Source organism: Sphingomonas sp. jy18, assembly GCF_056931895.1.
On sequence record NZ_JBXPBT010000009.1, the window covers coordinates 1 to 25,489 of the forward strand.

25 protein-coding genes, 1 tRNA gene and 2 pseudogenes are annotated in these 25,489 nt (G+C 63.6%); 13 read left to right on the plus strand and 15 right to left on the minus strand.

Going from position 1 to position 25,489, the window contains the following annotated elements:
- From AC0QC4_RS15385 to AC0QC4_RS15400, 4 genes and pseudogenes are all read left to right on the plus strand, one after another.
- A pseudogene (locus AC0QC4_RS15385) lies at positions 1-1,260 on the plus strand (hypothetical protein); the annotation flags it as partial.
- A complete protein-coding gene (locus tag AC0QC4_RS15390; RefSeq protein WP_483660850.1) occupies positions 1,253-2,353 on the plus strand; it encodes a hypothetical protein in 1,101 nt (366 codons plus the stop codon). The pseudogene AC0QC4_RS15385 and the gene AC0QC4_RS15390, both read left to right, overlap by 8 nt.
- Positions 2,350-4,287, plus strand: coding sequence for a hypothetical protein (locus AC0QC4_RS15395; RefSeq protein ID WP_483660851.1), 1,938 nt, complete (start codon positions 2,350-2,352; stop codon positions 4,285-4,287). Before AC0QC4_RS15390 ends, AC0QC4_RS15395 begins: the two co-directional genes overlap by 4 nt.
- A gap of 25 nt (positions 4,288-4,312) precedes the next feature.
- The gene (locus tag AC0QC4_RS15400) at positions 4,313-5,278 is read left to right on the plus strand and encodes a PfkB family carbohydrate kinase (RefSeq protein WP_483660854.1); all 966 of its coding nucleotides are present in this window, start codon (positions 4,313-4,315) and stop codon (positions 5,276-5,278) included.
- On the opposite strand, the gene AC0QC4_RS15405 is transcribed toward AC0QC4_RS15400, so the two are convergent.
- The gene (locus tag AC0QC4_RS15405; RefSeq protein ID WP_483660856.1) at positions 5,257-5,748 is read right to left on the minus strand and encodes an NADAR family protein; all 492 of its coding nucleotides are present in this window, start codon (positions 5,746-5,748) and stop codon (positions 5,257-5,259) included. The genes AC0QC4_RS15400 and AC0QC4_RS15405 overlap by 22 nt on opposite strands.
- 46 nt (positions 5,749-5,794) lie before the next feature.
- Between AC0QC4_RS15405 and AC0QC4_RS15410 the strand changes: the two genes are divergently transcribed.
- Entirely contained in the window at positions 5,795-6,178 is a 384-nt protein-coding gene (locus AC0QC4_RS15410; RefSeq protein WP_292632805.1) for a hypothetical protein, read from the plus strand.
- 45 nt (positions 6,179-6,223) lie between these two features.
- A pseudogene (locus AC0QC4_RS15415) lies at positions 6,224-6,520 on the plus strand (transposase domain-containing protein); the annotation flags it as partial.
- Positions 6,521-6,673: 153 nt separating this feature from the next.
- Here AC0QC4_RS15415 and AC0QC4_RS15420 read toward each other — a convergent pair.
- From AC0QC4_RS15420 to AC0QC4_RS15455, 8 genes are all read right to left on the minus strand, one after another.
- A complete protein-coding gene (locus AC0QC4_RS15420; protein WP_483660858.1) occupies positions 6,674-6,883 on the minus strand; it encodes a hypothetical protein in 210 nt (69 codons plus the stop codon).
- Positions 6,884-7,272: 389 nt separating this feature from the next.
- Complete coding sequence (locus AC0QC4_RS15425; protein WP_483660860.1) at positions 7,273-7,623, minus strand: hypothetical protein; 351 nt, start codon at positions 7,621-7,623, stop codon at positions 7,273-7,275.
- Positions 7,624-7,754: 131 nt separating this feature from the next.
- Positions 7,755-8,141 (minus strand): type II toxin-antitoxin system VapC family toxin, encoded by a 387-nt coding sequence (locus tag AC0QC4_RS15430; RefSeq protein ID WP_483660863.1) that lies wholly within the window; start codon positions 8,139-8,141, stop codon positions 7,755-7,757.
- The gene (locus tag AC0QC4_RS15435; RefSeq protein WP_483660865.1) at positions 8,138-8,371 is read right to left on the minus strand and encodes a type II toxin-antitoxin system Phd/YefM family antitoxin; all 234 of its coding nucleotides are present in this window, start codon (positions 8,369-8,371) and stop codon (positions 8,138-8,140) included. The genes AC0QC4_RS15430 and AC0QC4_RS15435 overlap by 4 nt, the downstream gene beginning before the upstream one ends.
- Before the next feature lie 124 nt (positions 8,372-8,495).
- Positions 8,496-11,513, minus strand: a complete 3,018-nt coding sequence (mobF, locus tag AC0QC4_RS15440) for a MobF family relaxase (RefSeq protein WP_483660868.1) — start codon at positions 11,511-11,513, stop codon at positions 8,496-8,498.
- Positions 11,510-12,274, minus strand: coding sequence for a hypothetical protein (locus AC0QC4_RS15445; protein WP_483660870.1), 765 nt, complete (start codon positions 12,272-12,274; stop codon positions 11,510-11,512). The genes mobF and AC0QC4_RS15445 overlap by 4 nt, the downstream gene beginning before the upstream one ends.
- Positions 12,275-12,617: 343 nt before the next feature.
- A complete protein-coding gene (locus AC0QC4_RS15450) occupies positions 12,618-12,884 on the minus strand; it encodes a hypothetical protein (RefSeq protein ID WP_483660872.1) in 267 nt (88 codons plus the stop codon).
- Complete coding sequence (locus AC0QC4_RS15455) at positions 12,884-13,123, minus strand: helix-turn-helix transcriptional regulator (RefSeq protein ID WP_483660874.1); 240 nt, start codon at positions 13,121-13,123, stop codon at positions 12,884-12,886. Before AC0QC4_RS15455 ends, AC0QC4_RS15450 begins: the two co-directional genes overlap by 1 nt.
- Positions 13,124-13,308: 185 nt before the next feature.
- Between AC0QC4_RS15455 and parS the strand changes: the two genes are divergently transcribed.
- Both parS and AC0QC4_RS15465 read left to right on the plus strand, forming a co-directional pair.
- Positions 13,309-13,830 carry a type II RES/Xre toxin-antitoxin system antitoxin gene (gene parS / locus AC0QC4_RS15460; RefSeq protein ID WP_483660875.1) on the plus strand — a complete coding sequence of 174 codons (522 nt, stop codon included), beginning with the start codon at positions 13,309-13,311 and terminating at the stop codon, positions 13,828-13,830.
- Complete coding sequence (locus AC0QC4_RS15465; protein ID WP_483660878.1) at positions 13,827-14,312, plus strand: RES family NAD+ phosphorylase; 486 nt, start codon at positions 13,827-13,829, stop codon at positions 14,310-14,312. Before parS ends, AC0QC4_RS15465 begins: the two co-directional genes overlap by 4 nt.
- Position 14,313: 1 nt before the next feature.
- Here AC0QC4_RS15465 and AC0QC4_RS15470 read toward each other — a convergent pair whose 3' ends face one another.
- The 3 genes from AC0QC4_RS15470 to AC0QC4_RS15480 form a co-directional block, all read right to left on the minus strand.
- The gene (locus tag AC0QC4_RS15470) at positions 14,314-15,306 is read right to left on the minus strand and encodes a hypothetical protein (RefSeq protein ID WP_483660881.1); all 993 of its coding nucleotides are present in this window, start codon (positions 15,304-15,306) and stop codon (positions 14,314-14,316) included.
- A 29-nt stretch (positions 15,307-15,335) separates the two neighbouring features.
- Entirely contained in the window at positions 15,336-16,487 is a 1,152-nt protein-coding gene (locus tag AC0QC4_RS15475; protein WP_483660883.1) for a tyrosine-type recombinase/integrase, read from the minus strand.
- Between the two features lie 139 nt (positions 16,488-16,626).
- Positions 16,627-16,718: transfer RNA gene (locus AC0QC4_RS15480), tRNA-Ser, on the minus strand.
- Positions 16,719-16,833: 115 nt separating this feature from the next.
- Here AC0QC4_RS15480 and AC0QC4_RS15485 point away from each other — a divergent pair.
- Positions 16,834-17,859 (plus strand): potassium channel family protein, encoded by a 1,026-nt coding sequence (locus AC0QC4_RS15485; protein ID WP_483660884.1) that lies wholly within the window; start codon positions 16,834-16,836, stop codon positions 17,857-17,859.
- Positions 17,860-17,868: 9 nt separating this feature from the next.
- On the opposite strand, the gene AC0QC4_RS15490 is transcribed toward AC0QC4_RS15485, so the two are convergent.
- A complete protein-coding gene (locus AC0QC4_RS15490) occupies positions 17,869-18,684 on the minus strand; it encodes a GDSL-type esterase/lipase family protein (RefSeq protein WP_483660886.1) in 816 nt (271 codons plus the stop codon).
- Positions 18,685-18,782: 98 nt separating this feature from the next.
- Between AC0QC4_RS15490 and rimO the strand changes: the two genes are divergently transcribed.
- Positions 18,783-20,171, plus strand: a complete 1,389-nt coding sequence (gene rimO / locus AC0QC4_RS15495) for a 30S ribosomal protein S12 methylthiotransferase RimO (protein WP_483660888.1) — start codon at positions 18,783-18,785, stop codon at positions 20,169-20,171.
- Between the two features lie 127 nt (positions 20,172-20,298).
- Positions 20,299-21,852: a hypothetical protein gene (locus tag AC0QC4_RS15500; RefSeq protein ID WP_483660890.1), complete on the plus strand. Its 1,554-nt coding sequence runs from the start codon at positions 20,299-20,301 to the stop codon at positions 21,850-21,852.
- 65 nt (positions 21,853-21,917) lie between these two features.
- On the opposite strand, the gene AC0QC4_RS15505 is transcribed toward AC0QC4_RS15500, so the two are convergent.
- Both AC0QC4_RS15505 and AC0QC4_RS15510 read right to left on the minus strand, forming a co-directional pair.
- Positions 21,918-22,769, minus strand: coding sequence for an alpha/beta fold hydrolase (locus AC0QC4_RS15505; RefSeq protein WP_483660892.1), 852 nt, complete (start codon positions 22,767-22,769; stop codon positions 21,918-21,920).
- Positions 22,770-22,865: 96 nt separating this feature from the next.
- A complete protein-coding gene (locus tag AC0QC4_RS15510; RefSeq protein WP_483660894.1) occupies positions 22,866-23,417 on the minus strand; it encodes a carboxymuconolactone decarboxylase family protein in 552 nt (183 codons plus the stop codon).
- A gap of 114 nt (positions 23,418-23,531) precedes the next feature.
- Here AC0QC4_RS15510 and AC0QC4_RS15515 point away from each other — a divergent pair, with 114 nt between their 5' ends.
- Together AC0QC4_RS15515 and AC0QC4_RS15520 are read left to right on the plus strand one after the other, a co-directional pair.
- Entirely contained in the window at positions 23,532-24,449 is a 918-nt protein-coding gene (locus AC0QC4_RS15515; protein ID WP_483660896.1) for a LysR family transcriptional regulator, read from the plus strand.
- A 145-nt stretch (positions 24,450-24,594) separates the two neighbouring features.
- The gene (locus AC0QC4_RS15520; protein ID WP_483660898.1) at positions 24,595-25,476 is read left to right on the plus strand and encodes an ABC transporter six-transmembrane domain-containing protein; all 882 of its coding nucleotides are present in this window, start codon (positions 24,595-24,597) and stop codon (positions 25,474-25,476) included.
- Positions 25,477-25,489: the final 13 nt, after the last annotated feature.

Consider the following 25,489-nt stretch of genomic DNA (forward strand, 5'->3'; position numbering starts at 1 on the left):
TTCGTCACTACGACGAAGCCCCAACCCTCCTTAAATCACAACCTCAAATCTGTGCCATTGGTGCTGACGGGGGACAACGACCAGCTCGAGGCGATGTTCGGCATGCTGTCCCACCGCGAGATGAAGTTCGGTCGTTGGATGATGATGCGGCTCGACGCTCTCAGCCCGGGAATGGTCATGCGCTCGCCCGCCAGGCAACCGACCCACAATCGTGCGACTGGTCGAGACTTCCGCGACATCCGGATGCAGGGCGACGGCGCCGAGAAGAAGGACAATTCGCGCAAGCAGTTTCGAACGATGGCGCGGGACATGGCCAAGCGCTACCTACCGATGGTCGAGGGTCTGCGGAACCGCAACGCCACGGACATTGATCGTCTCGTCCCCGGCCAACCGCCCAGCATGACGCTGGGCCAGCTCAGGGAGCTGGAGGACCGCGTGGCGAAGGACCAGAACAAGCTGAAGATCGGTCCCAGCCGCCGCAAGGAGATCGACGCGATCGTGGAGGACTACATAAGGCGCACGAAATCCTATGACGACGGTCCCGAGGTGGCGCTTGCGATGAAGCGGATACTGCTCCATCGCTACGCCGTCCGCATCGCCCGGTCTACGCCCTCCCTTTTCGAGGACATGGATCCCGAGCCGAAGACTCCCCTGAAGGCCGACTCGGATGTCGCCCACGGTGCCCGACTCCATCTCCATCACGAATTCGGCCGGCCCCTCCACTACGGGATCGACGACGTCTGCGATGCAAGCAACGAGAACGCTGAGGTCTTCTTGCAGTTCGCCGGAGATCTCGTCGCGAATGTGGAGACGAGAGCGATCAGGAACAATGCCCTCGCTCTCCCAGCGCGGGAACAGCAGTCGATCCTGATCACGAAGGCGAAATCGATCATGGACGCTTGGTCGTTTCCCCATGCCCAGCGCGTTCGTGACCTCGTCGATGCGATCGGTCGGGACTGCCGCGAGGAATCCCTCCTGCCGAACGCGCCGCTTGGCGCGGGTGCAAACGCGGTTGCCATCACCGAGGAAGAGATGGAGAGCCTCTCGCAGGAGGACGAGCTGGCAAGCGTACTCAAGTATGCCATCGCCAACGGCGCGATCACGATTGAGCGCAACTACGGCCAGGGGAGCAAGCTATGGGCGCTCATCGAGGTGACCGGCACGGTCGCTCTCGTGTATGGGCTCACCTTCAATAGGGGAGGTTTCCTGCCTCAGAAGCTGGATTACCTCCGCAGAGCGTCGGGCCTGATCGATGCGTAGGCATTGGGAGAACTGCATCACCAACTTTGACGATGACGTTGACGGATTCGTCGCCGACTACTTCTCGGATCCTGATCGTCGCGTGCTGCTCGTGGCGGCCGCCGGTTTCGATCCGCGGTCCCAGCGCATATCACGAATGCTTGCGACTACGCTCGGGGATCGCCTCTCTGCTTTTTACATCCGCGAGGAGAGGCATGGGGCCTCCGATGCGCTCGTCACCAGAGCGGACGAGAACGAGGCGGCGCTGAAGGTGATCGTGCCGGACAGCGAGTTCGTCAGGATCGACGTGTTCGCCGACGATGGAGCGCCGGTGGGCGGAGCCCGCATCGCGGCGCGGCTGAGTCAGCATCCCGTGCCCGACGCGGTCACCGACGTGATCCTAGACCTCAGTGCCCTCTCGATCGGCGTTGGCTTTCCCGCGGCGCGCATGCTGCTCGAGGATTGCGAGGCGACAAGCCATCGCGCGTTCCACCTCATGATCGTCTCGAACCCCGAGATGGACGACCGCATATCCAACGTACCGTCCAGCAGGCCGGGGTCCGTTAGGGGCTTCTCGCCCGCTATCGAGGCCGAGGGGCAGGGACTAGCGCAGGTCTGGATACCCCAACTCGCCAAGGGGCGCGGGCTCGCACTCACCCAGATCGGGGCGAACATCCCGAGGCGCTACAAGATATGCCCGCTGCTTCCCTTTCCAGCGCGCAACCCGCGCCGGGCCGACGATCTGCTCGCCGAGTACCAGACCGAGCTCGTGAACGAATGGGCGGTGGACCCGAGGGACGTGGTCTACGCATCGGAACGCAACCCGCTCGACTGCTATCGGACCCTGTCCACGCTCAAGACGCGCTTCGATCGCACCATGAAGGGGACCTACGAACCTCGAATGGTCCTCTCACCGGTCGGCAGCAAGGTTCTCGCTGCGGGAGCGCTGATGGCGGCAATCGAGCATGACATGGCGGTCCACTACCTCGAGACGGAGAGCTATCTATTCGAGGACGCGGGGCCGGCACCGGGCGATCCTCCGGACATGACTGTCCATCTGATCCTCTCGGGGCCGCTCTACGCGAGTTTCGACAAGTCGACAGCGAAGTCATGATCACTCCGGTCTTCAGCGAGAAGTTGGACTCGCTTCCCGGCACACTCGACGAGCTCAGGTCGTTTGACGCGAGCGGGATGGCGAACGCGCTCGCGGGTGGCGGGAGGCGGCATGCGGTGGCGATCGGCTCCGGCGGCTCCGCGATCGCCGTCGAATATCTTGCTCGCTGCAGGGAGACGCTGGGCTTGGGGCCCACGACGGTCCAGACCCCCATGGGTGCGGTCCTGGACGAGAGCGCGCTCACCGGAAGCGATGTATGGCTGTTCAGCGCCGGCGGCGACAATCCGGACGCAGTCGCGGCCTGCCGCGCCGCCTTCGACCGGAAGGCGAGCGCAGTGCACCTGGTCACGCGAAGCACGGACGGCGCCGCGGCCGATCTTATCCGAAGATCGGGAGGCACTATCCATCTGGTGCCGGTCTCGGATCGCAAGGACGGCTACCTCGCCACTCATTCCATCCTCGCCATGATGGTGGGGCTGCTGCTCTCGTGCGACCTAGTCTCGGGCGAACCCACAGGCGCATCGGCGCTGCTGGACGTCGTGGCTGCGCATCTTGTCGAAATGCGGGATGCCGGGTTGAGGGACTCACGCTTTGCCGCCCTCTCGGGCGTCCGGCGCGGTGACACCGTGGTGGTTGTCTCCGATACGCGGCTGGCCGCTGCTTCGGTGCTCCTCGACACGTCCATCTGGGAAGCGTGCCTATGCCATGTGCAGAGTACTGACTTTCGGAACTTCGCGCATGGTCGGCACGGCTGGCTGCACCATCGGGGCAATGAGACGGTACTGGTGGCGTTGACCGGAGGTGACAGCGCTGGCGCTTGGTCGGCCATCGACGGACTGCTCCCACTGTCACTGAGGCGGATCGCTATGGATTATGGCGCCTGCGGCCGGCTCGAGAACGTCATTGCGGTCATCGATGGCCTCGGGCTTGTCGAGGCGATCGGCAACTCCGTCGGGATTGATCCGGGGAAGCCAGGGATTGGTGAGTTCGGTCGTCCGATCTATGAGAGCCGGTCGCTTGTGGAACTGGCTGAGACTTTGCCCGCGAATGTCCGCCACAAGCGGGCGGCCATGGCGAAGGCGGACAGCTGGGACGGCGGCGGCGATCCCCTCCATATGGTGGGCGATGCGCGCCTGAGGGCCCTAGCGGACGCCAGTATCGGTGGCATAGTCATGGACTACGACGGCACCGTCGTGACGACGGACGGCCGCTACGGACCTCCGGACCCTCAGATAGTGGAGGAGCTCGTCCGTCTTCATGGTCTAGGTTTGCGCATCGGCTTTGCGACCGGCAGGGGCGGCTCCGCCGGCGAGGAGCTGCGGAAGGCCCTCCCACAGGAGATGCTGACCGCCGTGCCAATCGGATACTACAACGGCGGACATTTGCGCGCGGCTCACGTGGACATTGATGCCGACCCGGCGTCAGCCGACGATGCGATTGCGGCGACGGCGGGCTGGCTGGAGGAACGCGGCGACCTTTTTGCGGAGCACCGCTTCAAGCATCGCGCCATCCAGATCACCGTTGATATGGATCGCCTGCGGCACCCCTATCGCTTCGCCGCCGATCTGCGCGACTGCCCGGCGTTCGCCGACGGCAGGGTCCGCGTGACCGGTTCCGGCCACAGCTACGACATCGTGCCGGCGTCTTCGTCAAAGCTCGCTGTGGTTCGGGAGCTCAGGAACGGCATGCCGGCGGATGCCGAGGTGCTGTGCTTCGGGGATAGCGGCTCCCGGCCGGGCAACGACCACGCATTGCTATCCCATTCATTCGGCATCAGCGTAGGGGACGTTTGCGCTGCGGCGGACGGTTGCTGGTCCATGTTCGGCTTCCATCCCGTCGGCCCCGAAGCCCTTCTCCGAATCCTGAGGAGTCTGGTAGCATCGGACGCTGGGGGGATTCGCCTCGACCTCGCGTCACTGGGTCTCGACAGGTGACACCAAACGAGTACAAAAAGTGAACATGAGCGCTGCGAAATATTTGAACGAGAATCGGATCGACGTCGCCGGAACCGGTTTCACGGTGCTCGACCGGGTCTACGCAGATGGGGACTTCGCCGGTGAGGCGTTGGGGGGATCCTGCGGCAACGTCCTGCTTTCGCTCGCCATGCTCCACCGCCAGGTCGCACCCGTCCTGCTGCTGGGCGACGACGATGAGGGCGGGCGGCTCGTAGATGAGTTTATGGAGGCCGGTGCCATCACGGACTTCATTAGGCGTCGCGCCGATCTGCGCTCGCCGGTCCTGGCGCAGACGCTGGACACCGACCTGGGCCAGCATGACTTCAGCTTCGTATGCCCGGAGACGAGCGAGGATTTCCCGCGGTACGAGCCCATCGGTGTCGAGGAAGTCTCGTTGGCCAAATCGATGCTCGCCCAATGTGCCGTCTTCTATGCGGACCGGCTGTCGGAGAGCATACTGGTGGCCATGAGGACGGCGGGAGCGGCCGGCGCGGTGGTATTCTTCGAACCTTCGGACATCGAGTACGATGATTTGTTCGACGAGGCGCTTCGGATCGCGACGATCCTCAAGTTCTCGGAGGATCGCCTAGGCGGACGGCTTGCGGACCGTGTCTACAACTGCATCATGATCGTCACCCACGGATCCGATGGCCTCGAGGTGCGGGATGGCGAGCAGACGATCTGGTGCGACGCGATCGACGCACCGGAGGTTCTGGACACCTGCGGTTCAGGCGACATGGTCAGCGTCGGAGTGATCGACTGGGTGCTCGCGAACGGCTTCGGTACGGCGCGGCTCACGGCCGGGGCGCTCCTTGGAGGCATCGTGGCCGGGCAGCGGCTAGCAGCGGAGAACTGCGCCTACGCCGGTGCGCGCGGGCTGTTCAGGACACGAGGCGCCGAATACGTCCGCGGGATACTCGGCGCCAGTGCGAGGCCGTTGTCAGGGGATCACGCGGCTACCACGAGGTAGGCGTCGAATCCCGGAGCCGCGTTGCGCAGTTCCGCGCGAAGTTCCATCAGCATTACGCCCAGCATGTTGCGCCCGACGCCGTTGACCTCCCCCCAGAGGCGGTTGACCTCGTTGTCAACCGTGGCCGTCTCGATGAGCTGCGCATCGCCGGTCGAGAGGAGAAGGTCGCGCAGGTCCGCGTGCTGGGTGAACTTGGCGCGCAGCACCGCCCGCATGCGGTCGAACTTGCTCGTCGACCAGCCGGGGGCGACGTCCCAGTAGTATAGGCCATGGGCCGCCATCGCTAGGAGCGAAGGCGACGGAGCCTCCATAAGCCACTTCTTGACCTCGGCCTTCCGTGCTTTCCCGGCCTGATAGGCGTGCTCGCTCGTCGGGTAGAGCTCGCCCTCAAACTCTATTTCGCGGCGGTAGAGATTGCTGAAGGCGCCGAAGGGCTTCTCGCTAGCCCGATAAAATCGGATCTCGTCCATCGATCACTCCTTGCAAATTTGCATCACTTTAATCATGCTAATTTGCATGAAGCCAACAAGCAAGCAGTTAAGTTCGCTCCAGAGGAGAATTGCGGACAGGTATTCGGCCAGCGGGCGCAGCAATGCCGAGATCGGGCGGCTCGCGTCCGTGCATCCGAGCCAGGTCGGGCGCATCTGCTCCGGGAACTTCAAGACCGTCAGCGCCAATGTGGTGCAGGTGTGCCGCGTTCTGGGGGTCAAGGTGCCGAAAATGGGGGAATCCTCGCGGATGGATCCAGAGTGGGCGAAGGCGAATGCCAGCCTGCGTCGGATCTGGGACCAGACGCCTCAGGGCGCGGCGACGATATGCAGGGTGCTGGACGCCATTGCAGATTTGCACGTTCCGGAAATGCACGCCGATAGCACCCGTTCGGAGAAGCAGGACGCGTGAGCGGATCGCCAAGAACTATCTGCAGGATGAGGAGGTGGAGACGCTGACGCGTTCACACGCTTCCTCGACGATGGCCGGATCTGCCTCACCAACAATGCCGCCGAGCGCGCGCTCCGCTGCATCCCGCTCGGCCGCAAGGCGTGGCTGTTCTGCGGCTCCGACCGCGGCGGGCAGCGCGGTGCGATCATCTACACCCTGATCCAGACCGCGAAGCTCAACGATATCGATCCGCAGGCCTGGCTCGCCGATGTCCTCGCCCGCATCGCCGATCACCCGGCAACCAAGCTCGACAAGCTCCTGCCGTGGAACTGGGCGCCGCGCACCACAGCCATCGCCGCCTGACCCGGTCTACGCGCCGACCAGCATCACACCGCGGTCTTCACCAGATGCATACGCTCGTCCCTATTCGGAGCGATCTTCGCCCCTTCTCGGGTGTGGACCCGGATAAGTCGTTCTCAAACTCGGTGAAAGCTGTGAGTATGTCGAAGAAGACTCTCAGTCTTCCCAGCGGTCTTTCGCAAGTTCGCTGATAGAAGGCCGTGCATGGGCGAAAGCCTTTTTGTCAGCGACGGTCACGTTGAATGAGGCGACTGCTTCGATATCCATTTGCGCCGTGATCATCTTGTGCGCCGCCCGTTCAAGATGGCGGAAATAGTCGCGATCTGCGATCACATACTGCTCGCGGCCGTGGCTGGTCAGGATCACGGGCTGCGTCTTTGCAAGCTTGAGGCACTCCTCAATGTCGCTGTGAAATCGGGTTATGGGAATCCTAGGGTGTTCGCTTGGAGCCGCTGGCATGGCGCATTCTCCTTTCGCAGCCAAGAATGGCGATATCTGCCAGATTGGCAAGATTTCCGGATCAGCGCTGGCAGTCAAAAAAACCTCCCGCCCTTAGGCAGTGTTGAGCAGTTCGGAAAAGACAAACGTTGCCGGCGCGCGTCCCGATGCTGGAACTAATTCGCGCAGCAGCCCAGTAGCTCATCATAGGCAGGTGGGCGATCCGCGTGCTGCGATTGATGATCATGGAACAAGGTTTTGCCTACATCAAACTGCCTTGGTGTTCACAGACGATCATCAAACCCGATGGCTGGATGCTAGGCGTGAATACCAGCGTCGATCGCGTCGATATAGATCAACACCTCGCCCGCCCGGTTGCTCTGGACCAGATGCATTGCCGTCTGGCCGGAGAAGCCCGGCAGCGGTTCCGAGCGGTACCAGGCATAGGCCAGAAGGGGCGAGCCGAGGCGGGGCTCGACCTTGCCAAGCACCTCGACCATGTGGCGGATGCGGCGCTGGGTGCGGGGCGAGGTGATCCGGTCCTTGCGCTGGATGGCGTCTTTGCCGAGGCCGAGCGTGCGGGCGAGTTCATCGCTGGTGGTGCGCAGCGTTGCGGCAATCTCCCGCGGGGCAAAGGTGCCATTCTCTGCATAGGCTTGGATCGACATCGCAATGCTCCGCTACTTCACGCTCAATATAGTGCCGCAGCTAACACGAACCAAGCTGCAGAAGACCTGAGCGTGGCGTTCACCGCCCCGCACCCGGCCAAGCCAATAAGGGCCAGATCCTAGTGCGGAAGTCACCACAGCCGCTTGATCGCAAACCCGTCAAACAGCGCCTCATTCGATACCAGGACCAGGTCTTCGGCCTGCGCCTGAGCGATCAGCAGGCGGTCGAACGGGTCCTTGTGGGCGATGTTCATCTCACCAGCGCGCTTCGCGTGGTGGACGCTGATTGGCAGTTCGCCGAAGCCCTGCTCTGCGATAATCGCTTCAAAATCCTGCGCCAGCACCGCCGCGCCGGGCAGTTTGCCGATCCGGAATTTGGTGGCGATCTCCATCGCCGAGGCGGCGCTGATGATGATCTCGTTGGCCTCATCGGCGATGGCATCCTGGGCGCGGCGGCTGAGAGCTTCGTCACCCGCCAGCCACCAGATCAGCGCATGGGTATCGAGCAGAAGCCTCAAGCGAGGCCCCACCCTTCAAGCTCATCGTCGGGCAGCGGCTCATCGAACCGGGTATCGATCGTGATCTTGCCCTTGAGCGCGCCGAAGCGGCGCTTACCGCGCGGATTCACCGGCACCAGACGCACAGCAGGCACATTGCCCCGCGCGATCACGACTTCACCGCCAGCGAGAGCATCGGCGATCAGGCGTGACAGGTTTGTCTTGGCCTCGTGAACCGAGAACTGAGCCATGGGGTAACTCCTTGGCTAAATATATAGCTAAGCTAGCCTCTCGAAGCAAGAAGGGTGCGGGCAGGCACGGGAATGGTCCGCGTTCCTGCTGCTCAAAGCATGTGGGATCATAGGAAAGACATCCTCACCGCCCACGCTCCATATCGCGCTCGCGGTCCAACTCGCGCCCGCCCGATCCGCGCCCGGGTTCGCTGCGGTCCAGACCTTTTTCCAGCGTGAGTTCGCGCTCCTTGTTGGTCAGGACCGCCCAAACAAATTCGGGCCCGAGCGCAGCACCAAGTCGCCGCAGCTCGTCCGTCATAGCGGGATCGCGCTTATCCGGTTCGTTCTCAACCGCTTGCCCGCGCGCAATCTCGATGGCGCTGGTCTTGTCGCCGGGGTTGCGCGCCACATCGCGCTCGATCTTGTGCGCATCATCGACGATCAGGACGGCGTCGCCTGTGAACCGCGTCGCTGCGACGAGGAAGGAGCGCGTGCTGTTCAGCAGCCGCTCGCTCTCGCTCAGCACCATGATGCCGTCCTTCGCGGTCATGCCCTGCGCGATATGGGCGTTGACCGCGTAGGCGAGGTCGAGCCGCTCCAGCATCGGGTCGCCGTGCTTGAGGTCGATCGCCTCACCACCCTTGGTGGATACGGTAATGCCGTGTTGGCCGACGCTTTCGACCTTGGCCACATCACTATTGGCGAGGCCGCGCGCATGATCATTGGTCGTCCAGCGGATCGGATCGCCCGCGTGCAGTGCAATGCGCTTTTCGGCAAAGACCGACACGGCATCGTGCCGCAGGTTATGGGGTAGACGGCCCGGGGTGAAAATCTGCACCCGGCCATCCTGCATCTCGAGCCTGACCTGCTCGCCATCATGGCCCACCACGCGGCCGCGCTCGCCTCGTGCAATATTCTGGGAGCGCAGGTGGCTGTTGAAGGTGACGATATGCCCCTCACGGTAGGCCCGCATCTGGCGGGCACCTTCCTTGGTGATCGTCACCCGATCGAGGACAGTCTGCACATGCGCCTGCTTGCCCAGCTCGCCTTTGTCGGCGCGCTGTTCCTGAGCCGCGGTGTTGAGCGCACTGCGCATAGCGCGGCTCAAGGTGAGAAGTAGCGTCTGCCCGCGCTCCTCCGGTGACCGGCTGACCCAGATCGCTGCAGCGGTTTCAACACCTTCAAGGCGCGGCAGTTCGAGCGTGCGATCCTTGAGGGCGGCGAAGGCGCCTGGCAGATCTTCGCGTTCGAGCGCCGCCGCAACTTCCTTCATCTGAGGTGAGGCAGCGCGAAGGTTTTCGGTAACGGGCGAGGTCGGAGTGCCGCGCTCCTGCGCCTGTTCGAAGGGCTTGCCAGCCGCAATGGCTTGCAATTGCTTCGTGTCGCCGATCATCACCAGCCGCTCGGCTCCGGCCAGATTGGCGAGGCGGACCAGCTTTTCGAATTGCTCGGTGCCGACCAGCGAGGTTTCGTCGACCATGATCCAAGCGCCGCGCAGCTCCCTTGCCGTGTTCGCGGCTTGCTCCGGACTGGCGGTGCCATCCAGCACCGGACGGTGCCGTGCGAGGAATGCGGCGACCGATTTGCCTTCGACGCCAAGCTTTTCGCCGAAATCACGCGCCGTGCGGGTGGCGATCGCCAGCGCATGCACCTGTTTGCCCTCTTCGCGCAGGAGCGCCGCGACCGGTACCAGCGCCGCCGATTTGCCTGTGCCAGCCCCGCCTTGCACCAGATGGACCCGGTCATTGGTCGCAAGAACGTCAACAGCGGCGCGCAGCTGGCCGGTGTTGAGCGGCCGCATGCCGAGGTTAGCCGCCGCTTGTTGAGCACGCAATGCTGCAGTCGGTCGGTCGGCGAATGCTCCAACCGCTCCACGCCCTGCCGCAACCTCATGCGCGGCGCGTTGCTCCAGTGCCAACATACTGGCGGGCGTCACCATCCGGTCATTGCCGAGCAGCAGGCCTTTATCCTGCAATTGCGCGATGCGCGCTTCCACGACATCGGCATTGATCGGCCCGCGGCGCTCGAGGGCTGCGCGCACAAGATCGAGGCGGCTGAACCCGGCTTCGTTCTCGCCGAGATCGCGGACGGCAGAGGCCACGGCTTGCGCCGCCGCGAAGGCCTGCGGAGCCAGGGCCCCCTTGCGGTCCGGCACCAGCGCATCCCTGGAACGCGGGGTCAGTCCCATTGCCGCGGCCACCTCCAGCCCTTTTGCATGGATGCCGCGAACCCCCTCAACTATCCGCGACCAGAACGTTTCTCCGCGCGCCGACCGCTCCATCGCCGCCGCAATGATGGGCTGCAGATTGAGCCCCACCTGCGCCGCCTTCTCCGCCCACACCTTTCCGCGCTCTTCACGATCCATCGCGGGTTCCTTGTCCCGCCGCGTCGCCAGAGCGGCAATTTCCCGCTCTCGCGGGGACGAACGGCCATCCTTATCCAGCGCGGCGAGGATCTGCGCGCGGCGCTCGGAGAAGGCCTCGATCTGGGCGCGCGAGATGCCTGCGATCTCGAACTCTCCCAACACGGGATTGTTGCCCGGCACGAGTTCGTAGCCGAGTTTCTCCAAGCCCTCTCGCAGATAGGCGTTGTGCACGGCACCGAGGGTGCGCTGATGCTGATAGATTCCGTCATTCTTGAGCGCATGCCACTTTCCGTCGCTGGCCAGCGTTGCACCGGCCACCACCGCGTGGACGTGCAGTTGCGGGTCCAGTTGGCGGCTGACGTCATGGGTGAAGGTGGCGACGAGAAGGTTGCCGGTGTTTTCGGTCACCTGCCGACCGTCCCGCCAGACGCGGGCCTGCGCGAGGTTCTTTTCCGCCCACACGAGCGTCTGGGCGACGGATGCCCGAAGCGCTTCCACCACCCGGTGATCCTTGCCGACGAGCGCGACGAGGCTGACCGATTTTGGCGCGCTGAAGGTCAGGTCGAGTCCGGCGCGGTGCTCGCCGCGACTGGCATTGATTTCACTGCCGTCAGGCAATTTGCCTTCCAGAATGCGCTCGAAGGTGGCGGTTTCAACCTTGCCCTCAAGGCCCAACGCCTGCGCGCCGCTGCCCTGCCAAAGGCTCTGTTCGGTGCCATTATCCAGCGAATAATAATTGTCCGAGGCGTAGTATTCGGCGGCGCCAGCAGAAGCGACGGGTCCGAGCGACATCATGGCTTCGGTTTGTCCATCATGGGCACGAGCACAGGGCAGGCTTTGGCACCATGCTTGGCCTTCCAGAGTTCGCACATGGCCTGATCAGCGCTGCCATACATGGCGCGGGCCATCGGATTGGCGATCCAGGCATCTGGGGTGAGACGCCCGAGCGTTGTGATGACAACGGCTGCCGCGAAAAGCGCAGTGATGGCGCCGACGCAGAGTTGCCAGGCAGGCATGCGCCAATCTGGTGCAATCTCATATCTGTTGACGGTGCGCGGCGCCTTCGCAGCGGCTTCGATGACGTCGAGCCTTGCGTTGAACCCGGCGATCCAATCCGGCGAGATTGCCGCCGACATGACCTGTTTGTACAGGTCTTCGACCGCTTCCAGATGCCCATCCAACAACTCTGAAAAGGGCGTTGCGCCTTGCGCGAACCGGGCTGCCAGCATTTCGCCGAGCCTGTTCATGGCCTCCCGGTTCGCTTCGTCGGTCGCGCTGAAAGCTTCCACCAGCCTCTTCTCACGCCGTTCCGCTGCGCGCAGGATGCGGTCGAGGTCGATGCTGATTTGCTCAACTTTCAAGGCGAGGGTTACGGCTGTGCCCGGGTCGATCGGCAGCTTCGGCGGCTCGAACATCGCCCTGCCTTGTTCACCGGCTCGCACGGCTTCCTCTGCAATGGCGCGCAGCAAGTCGGGACGAGACAGGCCGCGACCTTCCGCGACCGCGTCGAGGTGGGCGAGCAACCGGTCCTCGTAGGCGACATTTACCTGTGCCACCGCACGCGCTCCCAGATCACTGAAATAGGCGAGAGATGGCGGAAATCCCGGCTTCTACGAGGGAAGTGGGCGCAAGCTCTACGCCGCTGCCGCAAACCGCAGAGCTTTTGTGGGTAACCTAGAGCTCTACCTAGGCCGTAGAACCGCAGAATTCCGGGACTTTTTGCTACCCTCGGGGCAGCTAGCCAGTAGCGTGGTGCGTGCAATTCGCTTAGCTCACCCAAGTCATGTGAAGTTGGTCTTTGGGGGTCTTGGGAGCGTCTGGATTTCCCGTGGGGGCCAAGGCGGCTGTTACGCCGCAACATACTGCCACGAGGCCAGACCCCTGTACTGCGAGGCCCGCTCATTGGATTGTCGGCTTCACGGGCAGGGGGAGCGTCCCCAGAACGGTCGCATCGATGGCCTCACGGATCCTTTCGGCCAGGTTCTGCGCATGGGTGCAGCTGAGCGTGACCGACACATCACCGATCCGCAAGATTCCACCACGGCAGTCAGCCGGGCAGGCGATCTGACGATCACAGATAACCGTGAGTGAAGCGACGTTCCCGATCAAGACGATCGAATGCGTCGGGACGCTGAAAAGCGGCAACCGGGCGACTGGCTCGGTCATCACAGGAGCCTCCCGAAATCGCGCGGGCTTGGCGGCAGCGGAGCGACAGGGTCACGCGTCGGGAGCTTTGCTACCCAGTCGTCGATGTCGCGCCGCTTCCAGCGCAACTGTCCGCCAAGCGCACAAGGCTTGGGGAAGCCCCCCGCCGCCCGCTTGCGCCAGATTGTGACCCTGCTCATCCGCAGGTGCCGGACGAGATCGTCCGTGGTCATCAGAGTGCTTGTTTCCTCGCGTTCCATCGCCGTTCCTCCACGTCGCAATGCGTGCAGAGGCTTTCACAGGGCGGGGGGTGGACGAAGCCGTTTCTGGGGATTCCTCAGAATTTCTGGGAATTCAGACGGGGCTCATGGGGCAGCATTTAGGTGATGTCCGCACATTGAATTCTGCGCTCAAATGCGCTATCTGAATGCTCAAAGGAGCAACCATGGCCACCTCTGCGACCTATAGCGACAACGTCAGAACAGCGCGTCCCAAGGCTGGAACCTCGCGCGGCAGCATACTTGCAAAGCCCAAGGCAGGCGGCGGCTATCGCGAGCTCTTCGCCGCGTCACCGCAGGCGCGGATTGCGATGATCCGGCAAGGCGTTCCCGCCATCGAGGCCAAGCGGCTGGTGCAGGCGCTCGGGGTCGAGCAGAAGGTGTTCTATCAGGCGCTCGGGCTGAAGACCGCGACGGTCAATCGCAAGATCACCCAGAGCGAGCAGCTCGCCAGTGATGAAAGTGAGCGCCTGCTCGGCGTTGCGCGGCTGATCGGGCAGGTCGAGGCGATCGTGGCGGAGTCTGGCGATCCCAAGGGCTTTGATGCGCCCGAATGGCTGTCGCGCTGGCTGCGTGAGCCGTTGCCCGCGCTTGGCGGGACCCCGCCGATGGCTCTGCTCGATACTATGGAGGGTCAGGCCATGGTCGCCGAGGCGCTCGCCCGCATCCAGAGCGGAGCCTATGCGTGAGCGTATCGGTCTGGCGGATCGCGACTGACACAAAGGACTACGAAGCGGACGATCTCAGCGGCAAGGGAGCGGAAATCACCGGCGGGCGCTGGAACGACAAGGGCGCGCCGCTGGTCTACACCTCGACAAACCGCGCGCTCGCCGCGCTTGAGACCATCGTGCACCTCAACTCGGGCGGCCTGCCGCTCAACCGCTATCTCGTCGAGATCGTCATCCCGGATGATGTCTGGAACGCGGCGGAAGAGATCGACCACACGACCGCGCCGGTGGGGTGGGACGCCGAACCGGCGAGCCGCACATCATCTGACTATGGCACCCGCTGGGCCAGAGCTGCGACCAGTCTGCTGCTGCGCGTCCCCTCGGTGATCGTGCCCGAGGAGAGCAATGTGCTGATCAACCCGCGCCATCCCGACATCGCGGCAATCAACGCCCGCAAGGTGCGCAAGTGGATCTATGATCCGAGGATCGTGCGGAGCATGTGACCTAGCGGACCAGACCCTGCTTGATCAGGAAGGCTTTGAACGCTCCATAGGTGCCACTGGCTGACCTGCCGACGATTTTCCCGAGCACGTCGTCGGTGTAGTCTATGTGACGACCGCGCTTCTCGGCATCTTCCCTGACCCTGGCGGCGATCTGACCGGTCTGGAGGCAAGGATCCCTCTGAACGATTTTCCAGGTTTCCATGTTCACATAGCGGAACTGGTCCTTCTCGCTCAGTGATTTTGGCGCGGCCTCGAGGTACGTATTCAGAGCTCTGGTGAATGCGCCTTCCGCGATGCCGGTAAAGGGGTGATCAGTTTCGCGAACCGGTGAAACAGGGACAATGCCGAGGCCCAAGTCATGCTCGTCAGCGTGAGGCTGTGGCATCGGCGCGGGGGCGGTGTCTCGAGATTTCACCCGCTCGTTCAAGACCGCCCTCGGCACCTCGACGAACAATTCCTGCGCCTTCGCACGGGCGTCAATCGCCCCGCTGCGGACGATCAATCGCAGGCCGTTCAATCCTGCAAATTCTTGCCTAGCGATGACGGACGCGCCGTCACCACGCTGGCGCATGGCGCTGCTTTTGCCCGCTTCGAACTTTGCCCGGCAGGTTTCGAGGCGGACGAACCACTTATGCTGCTCAGACGTCCGTAGGCGTGCCTGAAGCTCCCGGTGGCTCGGTTTGCGCAGCCGCCGGTCACATTCCCACGCGGCCGCACCACTCAGGGCCGCCAGACAGAGCCACGAGACGGGATTGCCGTCTCCGATCATCGTCAAAATCGTGAGCGCGGCACCTACTACCGACAGACCAGCACTGGCCCACTTGCCCACATAGAGCCACGTCCACTCGCCTTGCTCCGGGTCGAGCCGCTCAAGAAATGCGATGCCGAACACCGCTTCCGGGGGCTTCTGGGGATCTTCTCCGTGCTCTTGCAGGAGAGCGGACCAGAGCGTGGGGAAGCGCTCCTCGCCAGTCCTCAAATCGAACGTGGCCATTGATGACTGATCCACAGGCCCCTCCTGCTTCAGGTCCTCGTTACAGCGCAATAATCAGCCCAAAGATTCATCAGCTTGCGCCGCTTTTGCAAGAGTTTTCCGCGCCGATAAGCCGCTTCAACCGGGTTCGCTATTGTGTGCGCCAGAGCCATCTCGGCAACGTCGCGGTCAAAATCGGTCTCTTCCGATACCCAGTCACGAAAGCTGCTGCGGAAACCGTGCGGGACAGCGTCGATCTCGGCGTCGCGGCAGATCTTCGTCAAGGTCATGTCAGACATTGGTTTGCCATGGCGGGTGCCTGGAAACACAAGGTCATTGCCATCTTGCTTGTGAACGCGCGCTCGCTTTAACACGTCCAGCGCGGCGTCGGACAAGGGCACGATGTGTTCCACGTCGGCTTTCATGCGTTCGGCAGGGATCGTCCACGTGCGCTCCGTGAGATCGATCTCCGACCAGAGCGCTCCGCGCACCTCGCCGGAGCGGGCCGCTGTTAGGATCAGGAACTCGAAAGCGAGGCGCCCGATGCTCTCGCGTTCGCGCAGTTTCCCGACGAAAGCTGCCACCTTGGAATAGTGCAAGGCCGCGAGGTGATTCTGGCGATTGCGCACTTTTGGAAGCGATTTATTGATCGCATTCATCGGCAAGGGGTGCGCGCGATAGTTCTTCGCGATCGCCCAATCGATCACCATCCCTATCCGCTGACGCACCCGACGCGCGGTCTCGTTCTTTTCGAGCCATATTGCGATCAGCACATCGCGGACGTGCGAACTCTCGATGTCGCTGACAGCGACGTCGCCAATCTTCGGAAAAGCGTAGGTCTGAAGCGATGTCAGCCACTGACCCCGGTGCTTCTTGTTCTTCCAGCTCTTTTTGTTCTCAGCATAGACGGCGGCGGCAGCCTCCCGGAAGGTCGGGATGCCTTCGGCCTTCTTCCGCTGAAGCACGGGGTCGATTCCTGCCTCTACCTGCGAGCGGACTTCGGCTGACCGCTGCCGGGCCTGCGCGAGACTCACTTTCTTCGCGCTGCCGAGTCCGATATCCCTGCGGCGGCCATTTTTCTGGACTCGGCAGATCCATGAACGGGCACCGGTCGGGGTGACGTTCAGGAACAGCCCATCGCCGTCGTGATGGCGCCCCGGCTCAAGCGATCCCCGGAGCATGTTGGCGGTGAGATTGCCCATTTTTCCTTCCCCACATCCTTACCCACACGACATTGCAACGGATCGTCTCGGAATGCAATAGCGGGAAACACAGAGAGCGCCCTAAGGCGCTGTTTTTGTGTGATTTTGAAGCGGGAAGAAACAGCCAGAAAGCGGCTGTTGGCGGAGACGGAGGGATTCGAACCCTCGGTGCCGGATTCCCAGCACGACGGTTTAGCAAACCGTTGGTTTCAGCCACTCACCCACGTCTCCGCGCGCCGAAGTCCCTAGACATGGGCCGGATGGCTGTCAACGCGCCGTTCGCATGGGCAGTCAGCTTTGGCCGAGCCCGGTTGACAGGCGCGTCCCGCCACCCGACTGTCGGTGCGTGAGCCGCCCCGTTCCCGAACGCCATCAGGTCCTTCGCCGCAAGTCGCAGACGCCCGAATGGCAGCAACTGCTGTGGCGGATCCTGGCCGTCATCCTGCTGATCGGGCTGGCCATCGCCGTCCACTGGTTCGACCGCGCCGGGCTGAAGGACAATCATGACGGGCATGTCAGCTTTCTCGACATCGTCTATTTCACCTCCATCTCGATTTCGACCACCGGCTATGGCGACATCGTGCCCGTCACCACCGAAGCGCGGATGTTCGATGCGCTGATCGTGACGCCGATCCGCATTTTCGTGGTGCTGATCTTCCTCGGCACCGCTTATGATTTCGTCTTCAAACGCACATGGGAGCGCTGGCAGATGCGCCGTATCCAGCAACAACTGACCGGTCACACCATCGTCTGCGGCTATGGCGTGTCCAACCGCCAGGCGGTGCAGGAGTTGATGCTGCGCGGCTGCGACTGCAGCGCCATCGTCGTCATCGACTGCGATGGCGAGGCGCTGGCCGAGGCGGAAGCGATCGGCTGCAACGTCATGCTGGGCGACGCGACCCGCGACCAGATATTGCTCGATGCGCGCATCGATTCCGCGCGCGCGGTGCTGGTTTCGGCCGGGCGCGACGACAGCTCGATCCTGATGGTGCTGACGGCGCGCGCCTTGAGCAAGAGCGTGCCGATCAGTGTCGTCATCCGCAATTCGGACAATGAATCGATCGCTCATGCTGCCGGGGCCAGCACCGTCATCAACCCGGTCAGCTTCACTGGCCTGCTGCTCGCGGGGTCGACCCACGGCGCGCATGTCGCCGACTATATCGCCGATCTGGCGTCGGTCGACGGGCGGGTATCGTTGCAGGAGCGCGAGGCGACCCCCGCCGACATCGGCAAGCCGCTCAGGGACATCGCCACCGGCATCGGCGTCCGCCTCTATCGCGGCGGGCGGCCGCATGGCATGTGGGATGAGGAGAGCGCGGCGATCGAAGCAGGCGACATGATCGTCGAGATCGTGCGGGGGGCCGGGCGGTAGGCGTCACGGCTAGCGCGCCCGATCCCGCCGCAATCGGTCCAGGAACGGTACCAGCCGGTCGCGCCACACCCGATAGCCAGCCTCGCTGGGATGCAGACCGTCGTTGAACAGCTCGCTGCGCTGTACGCCGCCCGCGTCGGTGAACGCCGGATAGAGATCGAGGTGACGCACGTAGGTCGAGAATTCGGGGTCAGCGGCCAGAGCCGCGATGCGCGCATTGACCGGCCGGACGACATCGCGATCGCGATCGACTTCCTGCGTCGGCAAAAGCGATTGCAGCACGATCACCGCATCGGGTTTGCGCGCATGCACGCTGCGCACGACCTCGCGGATGCCGGCAAAGATGCTGTAGGCAGCGGGCGCTTCTGCATCCCAGCTATTGTTGATGCCGATCATCAGCACTACGAATTCGGGCGACAGATCGGCACGGTCGAGCTGGCCGAGTCCGCCTTCGGCACGCGGCCGCAGCCTGAACAGCACATGCTCCAGCCGGTCTCCCGAAATGCCGAGGTTGATCGCGCGATTGGCTGGCGTAGCCTCACCGAAACTCTCGTCCCACACCGCACGGCCACAGCGCTTGCCCGGCATCCAGGGATTGTCGCCCAGCATCCAGAAATCGGTGATCGAATCGCCAAGGAACAGCAACCGCACCGGAGACAGGTCGGCAGGGTCGGCCAGTTGCGCTTCGATGTCCGCTTGACGCTGCTGCCAGTAATCGATGCGCTGTGTCGGCACGGTCGAGCGGAATGGTGTCTGCGCGCAGGCGACCGACGGCCCGAGCAGCGCAAAGGCCATCGTCAGGGCCAGGCCCGTTGCTCTGCGCATCCCTTGTCTCCACCCGAAGTGCCATTCTGCGGGCCGAGCATGGAGGACCGGCATCGAGGTGACAAGCAGGACAAACCGCGCTAAGCGCCCGCGCATCCATGAGCGATACCATCACCCTCCCCGAGCCGCGCAAGGTCGGCATGGTCAGCCTTGGCTGCCCAAAGGCGCTGGTCGACAGCGAACGCATCCTCACCCGGCTGCGCGCCGATGGCTATGCCATGTCGGCGGACTATGCCGGCGCGGATGTGGTGCTGGTCAACACCTGCGGCTTTCTCGACAGCGCCAAGGAAGAGAGCCTCGAGGCGATCGGCGAGGCCATCGCCGAGAATGGCCGGGTCATCGTCACCGGCTGCATGGGCAATGAAGCGGACGTTATCCGCGCGCGCTTCCCGGATGTGCTCGCGGTCACCGGCGCGCATCAATATGAGGATGTGGTCAACGCGGTGCATGCGGCTGCACCGCCGGGCCAGAGCCCCTATCTCGATCTGATCCCGCAGGCCTATGACGACGCGGGTCTCAAACTCACCCCGCGCCACTACAGCTATCTCAAGATTTCCGAAGGCTGCAACCATGCCTGCGCCTTCTGCATCATCCCCAGCTTGCGCGGAAAGCTGGCCAGCCGCCGCATCGACGCGGTGTTGCGCGAAGCGGAAAAACTGGTCGCGGCGGGTACGCAGGAGCTGCTGGTGATCAGCCAGGACACCTCGGCCTATGGCGTCGATGTGCGACACGAACCGCGCAACTGGAAGGATCGTGAGGTCCGCACGCACATGACCGATCTGGCACGCGAACTCGGCGGCCTCAGGACCGCGCAGGGCCGCGCGCCGTGGGTGCGTCTCCACTATGTCTATCCCTATCCACATGTCAGCGAGGTGATCCCGCTGATGGCCGAAGGGCTGCTCACCCCCTACCTCGACATCCCGTTCCAGCATGCCGCGCCCGGCGTGCTCAAGCGCATGCGCCGTCCCGCCAATGAGGCGAAAGTGCTGGAGCGGCTGCGCGAATGGCGGGCCATCTGCCCGGACATCGCCATCCGCTCGAGCTTCGTCGTCGGCTTTCCCGGCGAGACCGAGGCCGATTTCCAGTATCTGCTCGACTGGCTCGACGAAGCCCAGCTCGACCGCGTCGGCGCCTTCCGCTTCGAGCCGGTCGAAGGCGCTGCCGCCAACGCCCTGCCCGATCCTGTGCCGGAGGCGGTCAAGGAAGAACGCTTCCAGCGCATCATGGAAAAGACCGCCGCGATCAGCGCGGCGAAACTCGCCGCCAAAGTCGGCCGCACGCTGCCGGTGATCATCGACGAAGTGGGCGAGCCGGACGAGGAAGACGGCAGCATCGGTGCGACCGGCCGGTCACAGGCGGATGCACCCGAAATCGATGGCCATGTCTATCTGCGCGATGTGTCGGCGGCGCTGAAGCCGGGCGATATCGTCGATGTGGTGATCGAGGATGCCGACGAGCATGATCTGTTCGGGGTAATTGCGCAGTAAATACATACTGCGGCCGATCAGCCATTGTGCCTGCGGCGCTTTGCTGTTCAACTGCCGCTGCCGGAACGGCTCACCTGCTGACGCAGCAGCGTGATCGCAACACCGCCCGGTTGCGGAGGGGCAGGACATGACCAATAGCGATACTGCACAGCCTCAAGGTGGCTACCAGCTTCTGTTCCATACGGGCGAGGATTATGCGCGGCGCTATTTGGCCGAAGTCAGGGGCGCGCAGGGTGATCTGCTCTACGGGCATTGGTCCGCAGCGGTGCTGGCCGAGCAGGTGGTGGCGCGGACCGGGCGGGATGTACCGCTGGTCAATCGCGAGGCCGGGCTTGCCGCCATGGCACCTTCAGGGCGTGCCGCCCTGCTTGAGCGCGAGCAGTTGTTCATCGACGCGATGCGCACGCTCTACCCTCTGCTTGATGGAGAACTAACCACCGCCGAATCCGTCACGCTGCTTTCGGACGGCTTCGGCACCGCACCCGTCGGATCGCCGGTCTATGTCCGCAGCACCGATCTGGGCGGGCTGACAGTGGTCGCTGCAACGATCCGTGTCGATGCGGCGACCGGGGTGCTGAAGCATGCCGCAGCCCCGCCGCTGATCGTGGCATCATCCGCTTGTGCTGCGGACGCTGTCGCGCCGCCCCCTCTTTCGCTGGGCGCTGACGATGGAGGCAGCTTGTCCGCTGCCCAGGCGGGACTGTCACTCGCCGAAGGGTTGCTCACCGCCGTCGGCCCCGAAGGCGAGGTCGTCGCTGCCGCGCTCGGGCTGCTTGAGCTGCTGTTCGGCGGCGACGACCGCAGTCCGCTGCCCGAGGAAATCAACCAGCTGGTCGAGCAGGATCTGGCCAACGACCATGTCGTCACAGACCTGACGACTATCGTCACCTTTAGCCAATGGCTGTCCGATGCGATGCGCCCAGCGGACGGCACCCAGCCCCCTGCCGATGATCATGCCGCGTTCGAGAACGCCAAGGGCGCGTGGAGCGACTATGTCTTCAACGCCTGCGACCCCAGCTCGCCACTGCTGCAGGCGATCTCCAACTTGCAGAACGGCACCTACACGTCGGACCCGCCCTACGCGGTCATCGCGCTGCCCGCCTTCCTGTTCGGCGCGACACTGCACCTTACTTTCGAACGCACCAAATTGCTGTTCCTCACCGACGCGACGACCTTCAAGGCCGAGCAGATGAATTACATCATCAACGTCGCCAGCGATTATCTCGCCTTTATCGATTCGACGCTGGCGACCATCAACCAAGCCTTCGCCGACCGGCTCGACGGCATCGGCCAGCCGACCTACGGCACCTACAGCTATGGCACGGCCTCGCGCACCGGGATGACCTATACCGACTATAATTATGTCTATATTCTCGATCCCGCGCTGAACAATTTCCCGCAGCAATCGAGCGCTGTTCCGAACGGCTTCGGTGGCCACACCTATTCGATGAGCAGCACCACCGTCTGGTATCAGGACATGCCGACCGGCTGCAACGCCAGCACCGACCCCGCGCCGCTGATCGCTAACGGCACGCAGTGGCGCAACAGTTATGTCGCCCAGCTGAACACGCAGCTAGAACAGAAATACAACGCCACCGCGGACCAGCGCGCCACCATAGCCGCCACGTCAGCGGCGCTGCACAAAGCGGTCGACGAGTTCAAGGCGATCATGGCAGGTTGAAGGGGGAGCGGAACTACGGTGAATTACGGTGACGGGGAATAACGCACCTGTCACCGTAACCACGATTATCCGGCGAAGCTGGCCTTGATCTCGGCAGCGACTGTTGCGGCATTTTCGTCGAGAACGAAGTGGCCTGCGTCGAGCCAGACCAGCCAAGCCTGCGGCAGGTCCGTCAGGAACGCCTCGGCACCAGCGGGCACGAAGAAGGGATCGTTCTTGCCCCACACGATCAGCGTCCTGGGCTGATACTGACGGAAGGCCGCATGCCAGCTGTCATAAGCGGCGACGTTGGTCTTGTAGTTTTCGAGCAGGTCAAGATGCGCCGCATCATGGCCGGGGCGGTCGAGCAGGGCCTGATCGTGGGTCCAGTTGTCGGGGCTGATCGCTTCGACGTTCCGGGCACCGACCTGATACTGGAACTTGGTGGTTTCAGCAGCGAGGAAGGCGCGGGCGCCGGCCTCGCTCGCCTCATCGCGCTTGTCCCACAGAGGCAGGAAGATCTGTGCCGGCATTTCACCGACACCGGCCATGTAGGCATTGGTGTTCTGGATAACGAAGCCGGTCACCGCCTGCGGATTTCGGGTGAACAGGCGGAAGCCGATCGGGCCGCCGAAATCCTGCATGTAAAGGATGTAGGAGGTCAGCCCCAGCTGATCGATCAGGCCTGCGACATGGTCGGTCAGGTTTTCGAAGCTATAGTCGAAATCCTGGGCCGAGGGCGCCTCCGACTGACCGAAGCCGACATAGTCGGGCGCGATGACGTGGAAGCGATCGGCGAGCAGCGGAATGAGGGTGCGGAACATGAAGCTGCTGGTCGGGAAGCCGTGCAGCAGGATGATGGTCGGCAGCGCCGGGTCGCCGGCTTCGCGATAGAATATCTGGCGGCCGTTGATGGTGGCGAATTTGTGGAGGGTCATTGGGAATGTCCTTGAGTCTGGGGAGAGGAGAAAGGGGCCGGCGCCGCTGAGAAAGAGGGGAGGACGGCGCCCGCCAGTCCATCGTCTGCCTACGGGTCAGGCGGCCTTGCGGGCCTCGACGACAGGGAAGTCGATGGCGGTCTGGAACACCGAGTTGAAGAAGTTGGTCCAGCTGTTGAGCGCGACATGCTGGACAATCTCGATCAATTGCGCGTCGCTGTAGCCAGCCAGTTTCACCGCGGCGACATCGGCATCGGTGACATGGCCGCGATCCTTGGCAACCTTGGCCGCGAAGCGGACAGCCGCATCGGCCTTGGGGTCATTGGAAGCACCATTGCGGTTGGCGGTGATTTCCGCATCGTCGAGCTTGGCGAGATTGCGACCGAGATAGGTGTGCGCCGACAGGCAATAGTCGCAGCCGTTGATTTCAGCGACGGCGAGCGCGATCCGCTCGCGGGTGGCGGCGGGCAGGCTGCCCTTGGCGAGCGCGCCGGAGAGGCCGAGATAGCCGTCGAGCGCGTGCGGGCTGGTGGCGATGGCGCGGAACATGTTGGGCGCGCTGCCCAGTTGCTTGACAACGGCCTCGAGCAGCGGACGCGATGCTTCGGGGGCATCAGCGATGGTGGCGGGGATGGTGAGACGAGTCATGGTGGGGACCTTTCTGGTGCGGCCGTGTTGGCCGTGCAGTGCAGATAGGCGCTTCCAATTTTCCGCAGCAGACGCTATTTTCGATAGTCAACCTTCCATAATGTGGAATGATACATGGACCGGTTCGAGGCGATGCGGACATTGCTGGCGGCGGTCGATGGCGGCAGCCTGTCGGCGGCATCACGGGCGCTGACCATGCCCTTGCCGACGGTCAGCCGCCGGATTTCCGATCTGGAGGCGCATCTCGGCGCGCAGCTTCTGGTGCGGACCAGTCGCCGGCTGGTGCTGACCGAAGTGGGTGAGGCCTATATCGCTGTCGCGCGCCGCCTGCTTGACGATCTGCACGATGCGGAGCGCGCCGCGAGCGGCGAATATCGCGAACCGCGCGGCGAATTGATCGTCACCGCGCCGATCATGTTTGGTAAGCTACACGTTGCGCCGATCGTGCACGCCTTCCTCGCCGCATACCCCAAGGTTTCGGTTCGTCTGGTGCTGTCCGACGGCGTGATCGACCTGGTCGAAGCGCATGTCGATGTCGCGGTGAGGATCGGGCGACTGCCGGATAGCCAACTGATCGCCAAGCAGGTCGGTACGGTGCGTTGGCTTATCTGCGCCAGCCCCGATTATCTGCGCCATCATGGTTCGCCTGCGGAACCGGCCGACCTGGCCGATCATCACTGCATCGCTTTTGAAGGCCTGCAACCATATCGCAGCTGGCCGATCGGGAGCGCGGCCAACGGTCAAGCCATACTCATCCGTCCGCGCTTTTCGGTCAATACGGCCGACGCGGCGGTAGAGGCTGCATCGGCTGGAGTGGGGCTGGCGCGGCTGATGTCCTACCAGGCAGCCGACGCTATCGCCGACGGCAGATTGAAACCGTTGCTGCGGGCGTGGGACTCTGATCCGGTCACTGTCTCGTTGGTGCACCAGCCGCAGGCCATTCAACCTCTCAAGCGCCGCGCATTTCTCGATTTCGTCGCCCCACGCCTGATGCAGGCACTCGGGACAATCGAACACACCGTCAGCGCGTAGCGTAGCGCTTGCTCCCGCTGCTGACGGACAGTGACTATCTGTTGTAACCGCCCTCCCCTCGCGGCCGAACCCGTCCATGCAAGGTCGGGCAGGTGGCCTCCCGCAATCAGTGCCGCCGCGACAGCAACGCAACCCGAGACCACCCATGGCAACCGCCCCTGCGCGCGCCGCCTGTCTGGAGGATAGCAGCAATTTCGCCACCGCGCACATCGGCTGCGCGCGCTGGCGCATCGGCTTCACCTATGCGCTGACCGCAGCCGAGAATATCCTCGAGCTGCTCTACCCGCTGGCGATCGGCTTCGGCATCAATGGCCTGCTTGCAGACCGCCCGACCGATCTGCTGGCTCTGGCCGCGCTGTGGTTCGGCCACATCCTGCTCGCGGCGGCCCGTCAACTCTATGACACGCGGCTGTTCGCACCGCTGTATGCCGGGCTCGCGGTCGACATGGCGCACGCGCAGCGCGGGGCCGGGCAGCCGACAGGGGAAGTCGCGGCGCGGGTAGAGATGGCGCGCGACTATGTGCAATTCTTCGAAAGCGATGTGCCCCGGCTCGGCGCGGTTGCCATCAGCCTGATCGGCGGCGTGGTGCTGATTACCCATGTCGATTGGGTCTCGGGCGGCATCGTCGCCGCGCTGCTGCTACCGGTGGCGGCGATCAACCTGTGGCTGGCGCGGCGCGCGCTAAGGCTCAACCGCGCGATCAACGACCAGCAGGAACAGCAGGTCGATGTCATCGCGCACGCAGCCGCGCGCCCGCTCAAGCGCCATTTCGGCCGCATCGCGCGCTGGCGCATCCGCCTGTCCAATGCCGATGCCGCGAGCTGGTCGCTGGCCGAGACGATCACGCTGGGCGCGGTGCTGCTGGTGCTATGGCGGCTTGCCGGCCTGCCGGATGCCAGCGCTGGCGGCATCTTTGCCGGGGTCGCCTATCTGCTGCAGGTGATCGACGCGCTCGACCATGTGCCGGAAGCGGTGCAGCAGATCGGGCGCCTGCTCGACATCCGCCGCCGGATGCAGGCGGGGTAAAGGTTGCAATTTA

What these genes read in the sequence shown, in the direction of transcription:
- AC0QC4_RS15390 (WP_483660850.1), top strand. Translation starts at nt 1,253, where the DNA reads ATGCGTAGGCATTGGGAGAACTGCATCACCAACTTTGACGATGACGTT.
- AC0QC4_RS15395 (WP_483660851.1), top strand. Translation starts at nt 2,350, where the DNA reads ATGATCACTCCGGTCTTCAGCGAGAAGTTGGACTCGCTTCCCGGCACA.
- AC0QC4_RS15400 (WP_483660854.1), top strand. Translation starts at nt 4,313, where the DNA reads ATGAGCGCTGCGAAATATTTGAACGAGAATCGGATCGACGTCGCCGGA.
- AC0QC4_RS15405 (WP_483660856.1), bottom strand. Translation starts at nt 5,748, where the DNA reads ATGGACGAGATCCGATTTTATCGGGCTAGCGAGAAGCCCTTCGGCGCC.
- AC0QC4_RS15410 (WP_292632805.1), top strand. Translation starts at nt 5,795, where the DNA reads ATGAAGCCAACAAGCAAGCAGTTAAGTTCGCTCCAGAGGAGAATTGCG.
- AC0QC4_RS15425 (WP_483660860.1), bottom strand. Translation starts at nt 7,623, where the DNA reads ATGTCGATCCAAGCCTATGCAGAGAATGGCACCTTTGCCCCGCGGGAG.
- AC0QC4_RS15435 (WP_483660865.1), bottom strand. Translation starts at nt 8,371, where the DNA reads ATGGCTCAGTTCTCGGTTCACGAGGCCAAGACAAACCTGTCACGCCTG.
- mobF (WP_483660868.1), bottom strand. Translation starts at nt 11,513, where the DNA reads ATGATGTCGCTCGGACCCGTCGCTTCTGCTGGCGCCGCCGAATACTAC.
- AC0QC4_RS15450 (WP_483660872.1), bottom strand. Translation starts at nt 12,884, where the DNA reads ATGACCGAGCCAGTCGCCCGGTTGCCGCTTTTCAGCGTCCCGACGCAT.
- AC0QC4_RS15455 (WP_483660874.1), bottom strand. Translation starts at nt 13,123, where the DNA reads ATGGAACGCGAGGAAACAAGCACTCTGATGACCACGGACGATCTCGTC.
- parS (WP_483660875.1), top strand. Translation starts at nt 13,309, where the DNA reads ATGGCCACCTCTGCGACCTATAGCGACAACGTCAGAACAGCGCGTCCC.
- AC0QC4_RS15470 (WP_483660881.1), bottom strand. Translation starts at nt 15,306, where the DNA reads ATGGCCACGTTCGATTTGAGGACTGGCGAGGAGCGCTTCCCCACGCTC.
- AC0QC4_RS15475 (WP_483660883.1), bottom strand. Translation starts at nt 16,487, where the DNA reads ATGGGCAATCTCACCGCCAACATGCTCCGGGGATCGCTTGAGCCGGGG.
- AC0QC4_RS15490 (WP_483660886.1), bottom strand. Translation starts at nt 18,684, where the DNA reads ATGCGCAGAGCAACGGGCCTGGCCCTGACGATGGCCTTTGCGCTGCTC.
- rimO (WP_483660888.1), top strand. Translation starts at nt 18,783, where the DNA reads ATGAGCGATACCATCACCCTCCCCGAGCCGCGCAAGGTCGGCATGGTC.
- AC0QC4_RS15500 (WP_483660890.1), top strand. Translation starts at nt 20,299, where the DNA reads ATGACCAATAGCGATACTGCACAGCCTCAAGGTGGCTACCAGCTTCTG.
- AC0QC4_RS15505 (WP_483660892.1), bottom strand. Translation starts at nt 22,769, where the DNA reads ATGACCCTCCACAAATTCGCCACCATCAACGGCCGCCAGATATTCTAT.
- AC0QC4_RS15510 (WP_483660894.1), bottom strand. Translation starts at nt 23,417, where the DNA reads ATGACTCGTCTCACCATCCCCGCCACCATCGCTGATGCCCCCGAAGCA.
- AC0QC4_RS15515 (WP_483660896.1), top strand. Translation starts at nt 23,532, where the DNA reads ATGGACCGGTTCGAGGCGATGCGGACATTGCTGGCGGCGGTCGATGGC.
- AC0QC4_RS15520 (WP_483660898.1), top strand. Translation starts at nt 24,595, where the DNA reads ATGGCAACCGCCCCTGCGCGCGCCGCCTGTCTGGAGGATAGCAGCAAT.